This window comes from Bacillus sp. EB106-02-03-XG38 (genome assembly GCF_058792175.1).
The window spans coordinates 569,355-584,565 of sequence record NZ_JBYTED010000003.1 but is presented as its reverse complement, the minus strand read 5'-3'; the positions used below and the strand labels follow the sequence as shown (position 1 = coordinate 584,565).

The window sequence follows — 15,211 nt, the reverse complement described above, 5'->3', positions numbered from 1 at the left end:
ATCCTCCTCTTATTATGCAAAACATTCGTTTTGCAGGTATTAGCACCGTTTCAAACATTTCGTTTGAAGGTTGCTGGGTTTCACAGGGCCTTTCCCTCCACCGCTCTCAATAAGAGTTTGTCTTTATTATTTTATTTATGTAGCTAAAAGGAAATGCGTTCCCCTTTTAACAATGTTTGTTAATTTTTTAATAAATTTAGCACGCACAAATGCAAAAGTCAATGACACTTGCGGAAAAATAAAAATTATTTAAAATAAAGTTGCAATTCAATTATCTTTTGTTGTAAAGTTAAAAACATAATAAAATTTCATACGAACATTCTTATCTAGAGAGGTAGAGGGACTGGCCCTATGACGCCTCAGCAACCATTAACATTTGTTAATAAGGTGCTAATTCCAGCAAATTGTGAAAGATTTGACAGATGAGAAGAAGACTCTATTCAAACCGAAAGCCTTCTTCTTAGAAGGCTTTTTTTATTTTACCTCGCTATTTGAGGGCAGTAAGATTCCCAACTCAAAATTCAGCTGAAACAAAGAAGTTAGGTGGGAATCAACTGCCCGTAAAAGCCCGATTGGTGAGGGCTAATAATCAGTGGGGATGAATCCCTCACTGATTAAAGTTTCACTTTACATTCACTTAATTGTTCATTTAAAAAGGAGGAATTTTTACATGTCAACTATTGAAACAAAACTAGTGCAAATCGGAAATCGGAGCGAAACTACAACAGGAACTGTTAACCCACCTGTTTATTTCTCAACTGCTTATCGTCACGAAGGAATTGGTAAATCTACTGGCTTTGACTATTCAAGAACTGGAAATCCAACCCGTGGTCTTTTAGAGCAGGCAATCGCAGACTTAGAATACGGCGAGCAAGGTTATGCCTGTAGTTCTGGAATGGCGGCTGTTCTCCTCGTCCTTTCGCTATTCCGTTCTGGAGACGAACTTATTGTATCTGAAGATTTATACGGCGGGACTTATCGATTATTTTCTGAGCATGAAAAAAAGTGGAATGTTCGATGTAGATACGTAAATACACAATCTATTAAACAAATTGAGCAAGCTATCACAACTGAAACGAAAGCTATTTTCATAGAAACTCCGACTAATCCATTAATGCAAGTTACTGATATTGCCACTGTCGCAACTGTAGCGAAAAGACACGGACTACTTCTTATCGTAGACAACACATTCTACACACCTTATATACAGCAGCCATTAACAGAAGGCGCCGACATTGTAATTCATAGCGCAACGAAATATTTAGGAGGACATAACGACGTACTAAGCGGACTTGTCGTTGCAAAAGGAAAAGAACTTTGCGAGGAAATCGCCCATTATCATAATGCATCAGGTGCGGTCTTAAGCCCATTTGACTCATGGTTATTAATCCGCGGTATGAAAACATTAGCGCTTCGCATGAGACAACATGAAGAAAATGCAAAAGCAGTTGTCGCTTATTTAAATGACGAAGACGGTGTGCCAGATGTATTTTATCCTGGAAGAGGCGGTATGATCTCATTTCGTCTAAAAGATGAAACGTGGATTAATCCATTCTTACAATCTTTATCCTTAATTACATTTGCTGAAAGTCTCGGTGGTGTAGAGAGTTTAATGACTTATCCAGCAACGCAAACACATGCTGATATTCCTGAAGAAATCAGAACAGCAAACGGTGTATGTAATCGTCTACTTCGATTTTCCGTTGGCATTGAAAATAGTAAAGATTTAATTCAAGACTTACAGCAAGCCATTAAACTTGTAAAAGAAGGTGTAAGAATATGAGTTATTCTATAGATACACTCTTACTACACAACCAATATAAACATGACTCGCAAACAGGAGCTGTTAACGTTCCCATTTATAATACATCAACATTCCACCAATTTGATGTAGATACGTTCGGGAAATATGACTATAGCCGCTCTGGTAATCCAACACGTGAAGCGCTTGAAGATATCATTGCTTTATTAGAAGGCGGAACAAAAGGGTTCGCCTTCGCATCAGGAATTGCAGCAATTTCTACTGCATTCCTCCTCCTTTCACAAGATGATCATGTACTCATTTCAGAAGACGTATACGGAGGGACTTATCGAATCATAACTGAGGTTCTCTCCCGTTACGGTGTTTCACATACATTTGTTGATATGACCAATTTAGATGAAATACAGCAAAATATTAAGCCAAATACAAAACTCTTTTATGTGGAAACACCTTCTAATCCACTTTTAAAAGTGACAGATATTCGTGCTGTTTCTAAACTTGCAAAATCTATTGACGCCCTTACTTTTGTTGATAATACATTTTTGACACCACTATTCCAGAAACCACTTGATCTTGGCGCCGATGTCGTTCTTCATAGTGCTACAAAATTCATTGCCGGGCATAGTGATGTTACTGCCGGATTAGCGGTTGTAAAAGATACCGAACTCGCTCAAAAACTTGGATTTTTACAAAATGCATTCGGCGCGATTTTAGGCCCGCAAGATTGTTCTCTCGTACTTCGCGGCCTAAAAACATTGCATGTACGTCTTGAGCATTCAGCGGCTAACGCCAATAAAATTGCACATTATTTACAAGACCACACTAAAGTTCAAAATGTCTACTATCCTGGCCTACAAACACATATGGGATTTGATATTCAACAATCTCAAGCTACATCAGCAGGAGCCGTCCTATCTTTCACTTTACAATCAGAAGACGCACTCCGCCAATTTTTATCAAAAGTAAAATTACCTGTCTTTGCGGTTAGTCTAGGAGCTGTCGAATCCATTCTTTCTTACCCGGCTAAAATGTCACATGCAGCACTGTCGCAAGAAGCTCGCGATGAAAGAGGTATTTCGAATTCATTACTTCGGTTATCCGTCGGTCTTGAAAATGTTGACGATTTAATATCCGATTTTGAAAATGCCCTTTCTTATGTAGAAGAACCTGTAAATGCATAGAGAAAAAAGAAGATATGAAATTAAGCTTTCATATCTTTTTTTATGCTGTCTCGTATAGTTCATAAAAAAACGAAAGAGACCATCTATTTCCAAGTAATAAATTAATTGATATATTAAGAAATAAAAAAAGGAGCAAAAATAATGGATACTTGTGCAGATGTTTTAATCGTTATCGATTTACAAAATGGAGTATGTTATAGCGAGGAGCATTTATTCGATTTACAAAAGCTACTTACAAAAGTAAATAAAAGAATTTCTTCATACAGAAAATCAAATAAACCAATCATTTTTGTTCAACACTGTGATGATGATTTAGTTCCCGAAAAAGAACTTTGGGATATTCATGCTGATTTAGATGTTCAGGAACAAGATTTTTTTGTAAGAAAAACACATGCCAATTCATTTTATAAAACAAACTTAAAAGAGATTTTAGAGAAATTATCTGTACAACGTATTGAATTTTGTGGTGCCCAAACAGAGTACTGCATGGATGCTACGATTAAGTTTTCCCATGGACTAGGATACGAAAACTTTATGGTACAGAAAGCTACCTCTACATTAAATAATCCATTTATGTCCGCAAAAGAGACAATTGATTTTTATGAGAATATATGGAACCACAGATTTTTAAAGTTGATGCAAGATGAAATCTAGAATACATAACTAATGTATTGGTAATTCTAAGATTTATCAGCTATATTCAAACATTTCATTTTCACCATAAAGAAGCTGATTACATTCAGCTTCTTTTCTTTTAACCTGTTTTATATTCTATATATACCATTATAATTCCTTTGTCATATTATTTTAAAAATTTTGTATATTCATTTGAAAGAATAAGAAAATCATGATAAAATTGTGTTACAAATATATCTATATCTTTCAATTTTTAAAACGCATCTAAATTTTCACCCAAAAATGTCATTTTACAAAACCATGCTAAATCATCCACTTTATTTACATCAGGGTCTCTTTTCTTACAATTTCTTTACTTTAGGACTTTTTTTCTGCAACAACTGTTTCCTTTTCTTTAATTTTTTGATATGTATAATATGGTATAACAGCTCACACGGAGGTGGAAAAGAACATGTTAGAAACCTTTCAAAAAGAAATTGAACTATATGAAAGCAATGCAGAATTATTGAAAGTACTTGCTCATCCTGTTCGCTTATGTATTGTAAAAGGATTAATTGAACGTGGTCCAAGCAACGTTTCTACAATGTACACTGGCTTAAACATGCCACAATCTACAATTTCACAGCATTTAGCAAAATTAAAAAGTGCTAAAATCGTTTCAAGTGAAAGAAAAGGATTGGAAATTTATTACAAAGTAGAAAACGAGACAATTATTCAACTCGTTCGCGTATTATTGGGTTAGGGACTCATAAACAGAGAAAAAGGACGTATTCTATATTTTTTATCTCATATCTTTAATATAAATATATATCATGAGAGGAAATATATGATGCTACATAAGTCGTATTAAAAAACAAGACACAGAAATATGCTGTGTCTTGTTTTTTTATATTTTCAAATACCGATTCAATTGTAACTGTTGCATATGTTTCGTATGTATAACAACATCAAATGCACTCCCTAATCCTCCGCTCAAAATCATAGAACGAACTGCTCGATTTTGTTTTTGCGTTTCAGAAAAAGGGTTCCTATCTTGATGATTCGTAAGCTGCTCTAATATTCCTGCTGCTAACAAAAACTCAGATTGCTTCTTATGCCATACTGTATGCATACCTTGCAAGCTAAACATCTCTTTCAGTTCGTCCCAATGAATATGAGTAGTAAGATCCATTTTACCTGGATGTACTAAAGGATTACGGATTAACTTATGATCGTAATATCCTCTTAAACTTCCTTCCCGATGTGCAGGATGCATCCATTCTTCTTTTGTATATCCATAATCAACTGTAATACATACACCTCGTTGAAACCATTTCGCCATTTCTTTTATATATTCTTCCATCGCAATTGGCACTTCAAAACGCTGGCCTTCAACAAGATGAATATTATATTTTAATAAGTATCGACCAATTCGTTTATGTAACGGTCTACATACTTCTGCAAGTTCCCCTTCTTCTGTGTACGTAACACGTACTTCATACAATATTCCATTTCTCTTCTCAATTACTTCAACAGGAAATGCATCAAATAACTCATTCGAAAAAAGAATCCCTTCGAATGATTCTCCCATTTCACTATGCGACGTATAATATGACACATTAGAAAACGAATAAAGATTTTTCTGCTGTAATTTTCTATGAAAAGGGCTCATTTCAATCATTGAATAGTTTAAATCCATAAAGGTTTCTGGAGATAATTGCTTCCACTCTTGTAAAACATCATAGGCAAACCTCCCTGTTCCCCCACCAATCTCACAAATATTCGGAACAACTTCACCATTTTCAACAAGACGAATAAAAAACTTAGCAAAGGTTTTTGCAAAAACAGAGGATACATTACTACTTGTAAAAAAGTCCCCTTGTCTTCCGATTTTTTCACGTTCTTTCATATAATATCCATGTTCCTCTGCGTATAATGCGAGGTTCATATATGTACTGTATGAAATTGAATAATCCTTTTCTTTTTCCATCCATTCTTTTAAAATGAGCTCCATCTCCATACTAGCTCCTTACTGTAAAAATGGATTATTTTCTTTTTCAAAACCAATGCTTGTTTCTGGACCATGTCCACATAGCACCGCTGTTTCATCAGGTAATACAAATAATTTCTCTTCAATACTTCCAATTAATTCAGCAAAACTTCCACCAGGTAAATCTGTTCTTCCAATGCTCATTTGGAACAATACATCTCCAGAAAATACAGCATTCGCCTCTTTACAGTAATAAGAAATACTACCTGGAGAATGTCCTGGCGTTTCAAAAATTTCAAAATTAAATGAGCCAATTGCTAATGCACCTTCTGCATCAATAATATGATCTGCTGGTTTTGCTGTAATGCTGCGATTCATCATAAAAATTTGAGAACCATTTACAGTTGCATCGCCTAACCAATCTGCTTCTTCTTTATGTACGTACACAGGAATATGAAAAGCGTCTCTTACCGCATCAACAGCGCCAATATGATCAAAGTGAGCATGTGTTAATAAAACAGCCAGTGGCTTTAATTGTTCTTCTTGTAAATATGTAACGAGCTTCTCTCCTTCATGACCAGGATCAAAGATAATACACTCATTTTGATCATTCGTTAAAATATAAGCATTCGTTTGTAATGGGCCTAACGGCATTTGTATCCATTTCATATGAAAATCTCCTCCAATTATTAAACTTACTTTCAATGATACAACATTTTTTTCTCTTAGGAAAAGAAAGGATGCTATCTCGACAATCATTTTTAAAACATGTACAATATAAAAGAGTTAATATTCTAAAAACTCATATTTAGGAATGGGTAGACAGAGGAGGATATTGTATGGGCCTTGTTATTATTTTTGCATTAGTCACTCTGTTAGCTGTATTTGCTACGCTTAGAACACTTCGTGAAAAGAACTTTTTCGCAAGCGGCTTTGCAATTGCAACTGTACTCGTTTTCGGATGGTTTACAATTATGACTGTTCTATATAACGGGTACCCACCAGCAGCTTAATTCATTTACATGTTATTCTTCATCAAGATCTCAACACAAAAAGAGGAAGGGGGTTCCCCTTCCTCTTTTCATAATTCACAACTTATATCATCTTCGCTTCGTATTTGTGCTTTTTTACAAGCCAAGCTCCTCCGATAACACCTGCATCGTTACCAAGTGTTGCAATCGCTAACTTCGTGCTCTTTACAGCACGTGAGAAAGCATATTGCTCGAAGTAGCGTTGAATTGGTTCTAATAGTGCATCTCCAGCTTTAGAAACGCCTCCACCAATAACAATTTTCTCTGGGTTCAACGTGCTAGAAAGGTTCGCTACAGCTAAACCTAAATAAGAAGCTACTTTTTCTACTACTTCGCCTGCTAGTTCATCACCTTGTCCATGTGCTTCAAATACGTCTTTTGATGTAATACGCCCTTCTTCTGCTAACATAGAACGTAGAACACTTTCTTTATCAGTCTCTTGTATTTTTTGCATAGCAACACGCACAATACCCGTAGCAGATGCTACAGTCTCTAGGCAACCAGACTTCCCGCAATTACATGGGAAAGCGTTCTCTGTAACGACTGTAATGTGTCCAATCTCACCAGCAGCACCGCTTACGCCGTGTACAATCTCACCATTGGCAATTACACCGCCACCAACGCCAGTACCAAGAGTCATACAAATTAAATCTTTCGCTCCTTCACCAGCACCTTTCCACATTTCACCAAGCGCTGCTAAGTTTGCATCATTATCAATAACAACAGGTAATCCTGTTTCTACTTCTAATAAATCTTTTAACGGATAGTTTTTCCATCCTAAGTTAACCGCTTCATAAATCATTCCAGACGCCACGTGTACAGGACCAGGAGCTCCCATACCAATACCGATTAACTTACTTTTTAATTCGCCTAACTCTTCTAACTTTTTATCAATAGCTTTCGCTACATCAAGTGTAATATGTTTTCCTTGCTCATTTGTATTCGTAGGGATTTCCCACTTATGTAAAATTTCACCGTACACATTAATAAATGCTAATTTAATCGTTGTACCACCAAGGTCAACACCAACTAACCATTTCTCTTCCATGTTGCTTACCTACCTTTATCTAATTCTTATTTAGCTCTTTTTGAATTTCTTGCTTCAATAAAAATAAAGCTGTTTGATAGTCTTGTGGATCGATTAGCTGTGATTGATTTAATTCACGCAATTCATCTTGCATTAATTGTAAATCTGCAATTCGATCACCCGTATAAATAATCGTACCAAATTTCTTTAGCAATTGCTGAATATCATAAATAGATACCATTTTATCACCCTCTATGCTCACTTACTATAAAAAATTATAATAAGAAAACGTTCACATATTTTATTATAATCAAGAAGAAAAAGTCTCGTCAATTTTTATTTGTCTATACAAGCCCATTTTTAACCATTGTTCCTTTTTCTGTAATAATTTTTTCTACATTTTTATCAAACGGCTCTACTGGAATATGTTCTACCATTTGAAAACTATACGCTAATGATAGCGTTTTCCCTTTATAATGCACAAGATAACGATCATAATAGCCACCGCCATATCCAATCCGTTCTCCTCGCGCCGTATAAGCTACGCCCGGCACGATTTGAAGATCAATTTCATCTGCATTCACTTCTTCCGTAATTACTGGAATTGGTTCACGTAAATTCATATACACCGTTTCTAATTGATCAAAATTACTAATTTTCCTAAAGGACATTGTTCGTGTTCCTTTATTACACTTCGGGACAACAACTTTCTTGCCTTCTTCCCAAGCTTTTTCAATAATAGGATACGTATTCACTTCATTTTCCATTGAGAGAGTGATTCCGATTGTTTTAGCTTCAGTCCACTCTTTTTGCGCATACAACGAACATGCAATTTGCTCTGATAAAGTTGTATACCGTTCTTCTGATAAAGAATTCATGTGCTCTATTATTTGTTTACGTAAACGTACTTTCTCTTCTCTCACACATTTTCCCCCTCACAGTGATACTTTTCTCTACGATGATAGTGTATCACTTTTAACAGAGGAATCGAATAAAAAAAGAAACAGTAGGAAAATATTCCTACTGCTTACTTTGTTTCACGGTGTAACGTAGACTTCTTGTCACGCTTGCAATACTTTTTAAGCTCGATACGCTCAGCGTTGTTACGTTTGTTTTTCTTTGAGATATAGTTACGATCTCCGCATTCTGTACATGCTAGAGTAATATTCACACGCATTCTTATTTCCCTCCAGTACTAATAACTTAAATCAGACTATACTATAATACCACTTTTAAAATAAAAATTCTACACCTTTTGATATTGTCTAATTTTTTCTATAAGATTTTTCATGTTTTCCCTTGCTATTACTGGGTTTCTAGCATGTGAATACACTAAAAATTTCGGTTGTTTTGTGTCAGAAACGATATAAGACCACTCTTTTTCGGTATATTTGAACTGTACTCCTTCAAATATACCGTCTTCCTTTCTTTCCATATCAGCCAATAATTTCCTCATTACTTTCCCTTTTTCATTCCATGAACATACAACTTCATCACAAAGTAGATAGAGCGGAGGCGATTGCTCTACTATGCTGAGAAACGTTTTTCCCTGCAATGCTATTAGCTCAAATAATTTTCCTATTCGATATAAAATATCTCGTTTCCATCTCGCTTGAAACGACTTTTTTTCATCTTGCGTATAAAATAGAAGGTAACACTCTCCTAATTTCAAAGACATTGGGTAAATATTTCCTGTCGATTCAAGTAATAAATCTGGAATATCTACCTCTTCAAAATCTGTTCCTTGGTAAATATTACTATGATTATCATATAACTCGAAATAATTTCCTTGCTCTGAAAACATAAGCGCCATATTTGCCTTACTTGATTTCATCAAAGCTTTCACATGATCCTTTTGTTCTCCCGCATAAATCCACGTAACTGTACATCCGAGCCTTTGCAAAAAGAGCATAAGTAAATGTTGTAACATATCATTTCTCTTATTGATAAGAAGATGAAACTTTTGTTTTTGTATTTTCTCAATATCAATGCGTTCTAATACAGCCTCTATATAATCATGTAAAGAAACGTGGACTAGCTTATTCCGCCCCATTTCCTTCTCACATACGTAATAAAACGACTCAGACATATAGACTTGTTCTATCGCTTTTTGCTGCTTATACGTTAATTGTACCCCATCCTTGCCATACAACTTTATAACAACCTCTTTTTCATTTTCTACTTGAATGAAAACCCCACCTGCACATTGTAAATCCTGAATGCTATACTGAAAAAGCGACTCGTTCATTTCTTTGCATTCCATCGTATGAACTCCGATACCATGAATCGCATGAAGAAAGAGATTTTTATAAGAGGTCGTTTCTATATGTTCCTGACTCCCGATTAATATACTTTCTCCTTTGGCAAAAAGAGATCCGTACGCCATCGCAACCTTTACAATAAATTGAGGAGTGATTTCAACATTACCTCTTCCTACTATCCGGCTTTTTTGCAACCATCCTGCACTTTTTTCACTTTCTTGAACACCAGCCGATCCTACTACCGAATAGCTGTCAATCGCCTTATATGGCCATAGTTTTCCCTTTTGCTTAATTACCGTACTCTTCCCTATATGACAATGATCCGCTACTATGCTTTTTTGAAACAATGTAACGTCATCTTCGACCATTGTATGCTCTCCTATTGTCGTTTCTAATAACTCGCAATACTGTCCAATGTGAGCATTTGCAAAAACAATACTTTTTTGAAGATGAGAATAGCTTGAAACAATACTATTTTTCCCGATAATAGAGTATGGTTCAATTACAGCTCCAGCACCAATCTTTGCTCCTTCTCCAATAAAAGAGGGACCGTGAATTTTCGTTCCTTTTCCAATCGTCACCCCTTCCCCCATCCATACCATCGGCAATACTTCCGTATAAGGAATAGGTACTTGTAATTTTTTCGTTAACAAATCAAATTGTGCTTGTCGATATTGATCAAATGTACCGATATCTAACCAATAGCCTTCTGACAAATATGCAAATAACGCATTCTTATTTGCCAATAATGGAAACACATCTTGACTGAAATCAAAAAATTCTCGGGGCGGTATGTAAGAAAAAATTTCTGGTTCCATAATATATATACCTGTATTCACAATATTAGAAACTACCTCATTCCAACTCGGTTTTTCTATATATCGTGTAACCTCTTGTTCTTTGTTCATTACAACTAAACCGAATGAGAGTGGATTTTCTACTTCCTTTACAAACATAGTTACCATTCTTTTCTTTTGTTCATGAAACGCAATGCCTTCTGATAATTGAAAATCAGTTAACGCATCCCCGCTTATGACAACAAACGTTTCATCCAAGAATTTTTCCGCTTGTTTAATACTTCCAGCAGTACCAAGCGGTGGAGAGTCTTCAAAGTAGTACAAATTGACGCCCCATTTGCTACCGTCACCAAAGTATTGTTTAATGGCCGTACTCATATACTGAACAGTAATGGCAATCTCACGAATACCATGCTGACGTAATAATTCAATATTGTATTCCAAAACTGGCTTCTCTAATAATGGCAACATCGGCTTTGGAGTATTACATGTTAATGGTCTAAGGCGTCGTCCTTTTCCTCCAGCTAAAATAACCCCCTTCATATACTTCAGCCTCCACTTATATAATGTTCAGTAACTTCATATACGATATGTATATTATCTAGCCCGCATTAACTAGCAGTATAAAATGAAACTTTAAATAGTAGGGATTTTTTCATCTCCCGTTGATGGCTGACAAGCAGTATAGCTTCCTATATACAAGTACCTTTTAAACATAAAAAGAAAGCGCTTACTATTAACTTAGTAAAATATTACTTACTAAACGAACAACATATATGTCCTATTTTTTCCATTATATTATGATACATCTTATCATCATAAACTAAAGGAAACAATGAGCTTTTTTTGTCATGTTTTGACTAAAAAAAGCAGGTGATGTTTCACCTGCTTTTTTCTTTATTCATTTAATAAGTAATGCTTTCCTTTTACTAAATAAAAAACATTTTCAGCAATATTTGTAATGTGGTCTGCTACACGCTCAATATATCTCGCTACAAATGATAATTGTGTAATTTGCGTAATTGCTTCTGGTTGTTCTGGTACTGAAGATATAAATTCACGAATCGCTTTCCCATAGATTTCATCAACTGAATCATCCATTTCAGCAATTTGTTTCGCAAAAGTTAAATTTTCTTGCTCATATGCATCTAATGCTAACTGTAACATCTTATTTGCAATTGCAAACATTTCATCAAGATTGTGCAAACTAACAACCACTTCTTTTTCCCCAAGACGAATTGTTGATTTCGCAATATTAACGGCATGATCTGCAATACGCTCTAGATCTGTCGCTGTTTTAATTGAAATAAAAATCCTTCTTAAATCACTTGCTACAGGTTGCTGCTTCGTAATAAGCATAAGTGCAAGATCATTTATTTCCTCTTCTAAATTATCCATACGATAATCACCATCTATTACCTCTAACGCTTTCTCTACATCCCTTTTATGAAGACCTTCCATAGCAAGCAATAAAGCTTCCCTCGCTAGTTCACCAAGCTCAATCACCTTTTGTTGTAACGTTTTTAAATCACATTGAAATTGTTCTCTTACCATTGTTTCTTCCCCCTCAATATTATGTGCCATTATATATAAATCTCCTATGTAAGGCCTCTTATCTCTGTAATCACCCTTACATAGGAGAAGTATTCCTTTTCAATAAAGTGAAACTTTAATCAGTGGGGGTTTTGTTCATCCCCCACTGATTATCAGCCCTCACCAATCGGGCTTTTACGGGCAGTTGATCCCCCACCTTACTTCTTTGCTTTCGCTGAATTTTGAGGTGGGGGTCTTACTGCCCGTTAAATGCGGGATAAAATAAGAAATACCCTCTGTTAAGAGGGTATTTACTCTTAGCCTTACTAGCGACATCAACCGAATCGGCCTGTAATATAATCTTCTGTACGCTTATCTGAAGGTGTCGTAAATAATTTATTTGTATCTGTATATTCCACAACTTCTCCACTTAAGAAGAAAGCAGTTTTGTCTGAAATACGTGCTGCCTGTTGCATGTTATGCGTTACGATAACGATGCTAAAGTCTTTCTTTAATTCTTGAATTAATTCTTCTACTTTTAATGTTGAAATTGGATCTAGTGCCGATGTTGGCTCATCCATTAAAATAACGTCTGGTTCAATCGCTAAACAACGTGCGATACATAGACGCTGTTGCTGTCCACCAGATAAGCCGTATGCATTATCGTGCAAACGATCTTTTAACTCATCCCAAATTGCTGCTCCACGTAAACTTTTTTCAACAATTTCATCCAATGTTTTCTTGTCGCTAATACCATGAATCTTCGGGCCGTATGCTACATTTTCATAAATAGATTTTGGAAATGGATTTGGCTTTTGGAACACCATTCCTACATGTGTTCGCAATTCTTCAACTGGGTATGATTTATCAAATATATTGCGCTCTCTATATTCAATTACGCCTGTAGTTCGCACGATTGGTACTAACTCTACCATGCGATTTAATGTTTTTAAGTACGTGGATTTACCACAACCACTTGGTCCGATAATTGCTGTAACTTCATTCTCATGAATGCTTAAATTAATATCTTTTAAAGCATGGTCTTCTCCGTACCATAAATTTAAGTTTTTCGTATCAAATACTACTTTCTTTGGCGCAGTCTCGATTTTCTCCTCGTTTTTCACCTGTACATTTACTACTGTTGCTACCATTTGAATTCCCCTTTCATCCATTTCCAACTTATTTTCGATTCCGTAACCATAGGACAAATATATTGATAAAGAGCAACAAACCTAACAAAACAATCATTCCAGCAGCTGCTACATACTGAAATTCTTCTTGCGGTCTACTCATCCAATTAAAAATTTGAATTGGTAAAACTGTAAATCTATCAAACATACTAAATGGAACATAATTTGCAAATGCAAGTGCCCCAATAACTAATAGCGGTGCCGCTTCTCCAATCGCTCTTGATATCGCTAACGTGCAACCCGTTATAATTCCCGGGAAAGCATATGGCAATACAACTTGATACATCGTTTGCCACTTCGTAGCACCTAATCCGTAAGAAGCTTCTAATAATGAACTTGGTACAGATCGTATCGCTTCTTGACTTGCTACTACAACTGTAGGTAAGACGAGTAAACTCATCGTCAGTGCCGCCGCAATAATACTCTCACCTAAATGAAGAGCATATACAAAAATAGTTAAGCCGAGTAATCCAAATACGACAGATGGTACTCCTGCTAACGTTTGATTATTAATTTCTATTACCTTTTTAAATATAGATTCCTTCGCATATTGCTCTAAATAAAGAGCAGTCCCGACTCCAAATATAAAGGAGACTGGTATAACAATATTCATAAATAATATCGTTCCTGACAATGCTGCAGCAATCCCAGCTTCTTTCGGATTACGCGAAGCAAAGTTTGTAAAGAAATCTAACGAAAGATAACTTATACCTTTTTCGAAAATTTGAAAAAGCAAAATAAGCAGTATTACTATTGAAAACAAAATAGCTAGATAACATAACATTTTATAAACTCGATCTTTAAAAAAACGTGATGCCATATTTTCTTGTATTTTTTTATGATTCAACATTCGCATATTATGTCCCCCTCCTAAAGCGGCGCATAATAAACTGCGAAATGATGTTCATGATAAAAGTAAACAAGAATAAAGTTGCCCCTACAGCGTACATGCTGTAATACGTAATTGTTCCATGCGGAGCATCACCTAAACTCACTTGCACAATATAAGCTGTTAGTGTTTGAATAGAGTGTGTCGGATCGAGCGATACGTTCGGCGTGGATCCCGCTGCAATTACAACGATCATCGTTTCACCAATTGCCCTGGAAGCAGCTAATATAATCGCTGCCATAATCCCTGTAAAAGCCGAAGGAAACACGACTTGTTTTACCATCTCAAACCGAGTTGCTCCAAGTGCTAACGAAGCTTCTTTCGTCCCTTTCGCTACAGCTCTCATTGCATCTTCAGACAAAGATGCAATTGTCGGGATCATCATAAAGCCAATAACAATACCCGGACTAATCGCATTAAAAAACTGTAAATCTGGTATAACCCGTTGTAAAAGCGGTGTGACAACTGTTAATGCAAAAAAACCATATACAATTGTCGGAATACCTGCTAATAGTTCTAACATCGGTTTTAATACTTTCCTTGCACCGTTTGAAGCATATTCGCTTAAAAATACAGCACACGCTAAACCGATAGGAATTGCTACGAGCATAGCGATTGCTGTTACAAGTACCGTTCCACATATAAGTGGTAATATACCGAATTTAGGATCTTCAAAAAAAGGTAACCATTCTTTTCCCGTCAAAAAGGAGAGTAATGGTATTTTTTGAAAAAACATCAATGTTTCATTTGCCAATGTAAAAATAATTCCAAGTGTCGTCACAATAGACACGCTAGCAATTATTTTTAGTAACAATGGAACGATTCGATTGATTCGCTGCGTTTTTTTTCTTTGTTTTGTATTTCTCTCAATCAAATGTTGTACAGAAAATGTAATTTGACTTTTGTCATTATAAGCCAAAGATGAAAACCCCTTT

The 15,211-nt window shown here is 35.6% G+C and carries 16 protein-coding genes and 2 riboswitches; of the genes, 5 read left to right on the top strand and 11 right to left on the bottom strand.

Features of this window, described 5'->3' with window-relative positions; translation table 11 throughout:
• Positions 1 to 6: 6 nt before the first annotated feature.
• Positions 7 to 116: riboswitch (SAM riboswitch) on the bottom strand.
• A gap of 203 nt (positions 117 to 319) precedes the next feature.
• A riboswitch (SAM riboswitch) is annotated at positions 320 to 429 on the top strand.
• A gap of 241 nt (positions 430 to 670) precedes the next feature.
• The 4 genes from metI to AC3WTI_RS17490 all read left to right on the top strand — a co-directional run bounded on the left by metI (position 671) and on the right by AC3WTI_RS17490 (position 4,321).
• The gene (gene metI, locus AC3WTI_RS17505) at positions 671 to 1,783 is read left to right on the top strand and encodes a cystathionine gamma-synthase/O-acetylhomoserine thiolyase (RefSeq protein WP_087957230.1); all 1,113 of its coding nucleotides are present in this window, start codon (positions 671 to 673) and stop codon (positions 1,781 to 1,783) included.
• The gene (gene metC / locus AC3WTI_RS17500) at positions 1,780 to 2,943 is read left to right on the top strand and encodes a cystathionine beta-lyase (protein ID WP_097841208.1); all 1,164 of its coding nucleotides are present in this window, start codon (positions 1,780 to 1,782) and stop codon (positions 2,941 to 2,943) included. The genes metI and metC overlap by 4 nt, the downstream gene beginning before the upstream one ends.
• Before the next feature lie 141 nt (positions 2,944 to 3,084).
• Positions 3,085 to 3,597, top strand: coding sequence for a cysteine hydrolase family protein (locus AC3WTI_RS17495; RefSeq protein ID WP_087956953.1), 513 nt, complete (start codon positions 3,085 to 3,087; stop codon positions 3,595 to 3,597).
• Positions 3,598 to 4,030: 433 nt separating this feature from the next.
• The gene (locus AC3WTI_RS17490; RefSeq protein WP_000894375.1) at positions 4,031 to 4,321 is read left to right on the top strand and encodes an ArsR/SmtB family transcription factor; all 291 of its coding nucleotides are present in this window, start codon (positions 4,031 to 4,033) and stop codon (positions 4,319 to 4,321) included.
• Positions 4,322 to 4,465: 144 nt separating this feature from the next.
• Here the strand turns inward: AC3WTI_RS17490 and AC3WTI_RS17485 are convergent, their stop codons facing one another.
• Together AC3WTI_RS17485 and AC3WTI_RS17480 are read right to left on the bottom strand one after the other, a co-directional pair.
• Positions 4,466 to 5,578, bottom strand: coding sequence for a class I SAM-dependent methyltransferase (locus AC3WTI_RS17485; RefSeq protein WP_492304383.1), 1,113 nt, complete (start codon positions 5,576 to 5,578; stop codon positions 4,466 to 4,468).
• A gap of 9 nt (positions 5,579 to 5,587) precedes the next feature.
• The gene (locus tag AC3WTI_RS17480; protein ID WP_000871244.1) at positions 5,588 to 6,217 is read right to left on the bottom strand and encodes an MBL fold metallo-hydrolase; all 630 of its coding nucleotides are present in this window, start codon (positions 6,215 to 6,217) and stop codon (positions 5,588 to 5,590) included.
• 170 nt (positions 6,218 to 6,387) lie between these two features.
• Here AC3WTI_RS17480 and AC3WTI_RS17475 point away from each other — a divergent pair, with 170 nt between their 5' ends.
• Positions 6,388 to 6,561 carry a DUF2759 domain-containing protein gene (locus AC3WTI_RS17475; RefSeq protein WP_087956955.1) on the top strand — a complete coding sequence of 58 codons (174 nt, stop codon included), beginning with the start codon at positions 6,388 to 6,390 and terminating at the stop codon, positions 6,559 to 6,561.
• Between the two features lie 82 nt (positions 6,562 to 6,643).
• Here AC3WTI_RS17475 and glcK read toward each other — a convergent pair whose 3' ends face one another.
• The 9 genes from glcK to pstC form a co-directional block, all read right to left on the bottom strand.
• On the bottom strand, positions 6,644 to 7,627 hold the full coding sequence (gene glcK / locus AC3WTI_RS17470; RefSeq protein ID WP_048531179.1) for a glucokinase: 984 nt from the start codon (positions 7,625 to 7,627) through the stop codon (positions 6,644 to 6,646).
• Positions 7,628 to 7,646: 19 nt separating this feature from the next.
• On the bottom strand, positions 7,647 to 7,847 hold the full coding sequence (locus AC3WTI_RS17465; protein ID WP_000253699.1) for a YqgQ family protein: 201 nt from the start codon (positions 7,845 to 7,847) through the stop codon (positions 7,647 to 7,649).
• 103 nt (positions 7,848 to 7,950) lie between these two features.
• Complete coding sequence (locus tag AC3WTI_RS17460) at positions 7,951 to 8,529, bottom strand: 5-formyltetrahydrofolate cyclo-ligase (RefSeq protein ID WP_087956956.1); 579 nt, start codon at positions 8,527 to 8,529, stop codon at positions 7,951 to 7,953.
• Positions 8,530 to 8,633: 104 nt separating this feature from the next.
• On the bottom strand, positions 8,634 to 8,783 hold the full coding sequence (rpmG, locus tag AC3WTI_RS17455) for a 50S ribosomal protein L33 (RefSeq protein ID WP_001265616.1): 150 nt from the start codon (positions 8,781 to 8,783) through the stop codon (positions 8,634 to 8,636).
• A 69-nt stretch (positions 8,784 to 8,852) separates the two neighbouring features.
• Positions 8,853 to 11,207 carry a sugar phosphate nucleotidyltransferase gene (locus AC3WTI_RS17450; protein WP_087956957.1) on the bottom strand — a complete coding sequence of 785 codons (2,355 nt, stop codon included), beginning with the start codon at positions 11,205 to 11,207 and terminating at the stop codon, positions 8,853 to 8,855.
• 354 nt (positions 11,208 to 11,561) lie between these two features.
• A complete protein-coding gene (gene phoU, locus AC3WTI_RS17445; protein ID WP_087957231.1) occupies positions 11,562 to 12,218 on the bottom strand; it encodes a phosphate signaling complex protein PhoU in 657 nt (218 codons plus the stop codon).
• A 314-nt stretch (positions 12,219 to 12,532) separates the two neighbouring features.
• Positions 12,533 to 13,348 carry a phosphate ABC transporter ATP-binding protein gene (pstB, locus tag AC3WTI_RS17440; RefSeq protein ID WP_000226683.1) on the bottom strand — a complete coding sequence of 272 codons (816 nt, stop codon included), beginning with the start codon at positions 13,346 to 13,348 and terminating at the stop codon, positions 12,533 to 12,535.
• Between the two features lie 28 nt (positions 13,349 to 13,376).
• Positions 13,377 to 14,243, bottom strand: a complete 867-nt coding sequence (pstA, locus tag AC3WTI_RS17435; protein ID WP_087956958.1) for a phosphate ABC transporter permease PstA — start codon at positions 14,241 to 14,243, stop codon at positions 13,377 to 13,379.
• Position 14,244: 1 nt separating this feature from the next.
• On the bottom strand, positions 14,245 to 15,195 hold the full coding sequence (pstC, locus tag AC3WTI_RS17430; RefSeq protein WP_087956959.1) for a phosphate ABC transporter permease subunit PstC: 951 nt from the start codon (positions 15,193 to 15,195) through the stop codon (positions 14,245 to 14,247).
• Positions 15,196 to 15,211 lie beyond the last annotated feature (16 nt).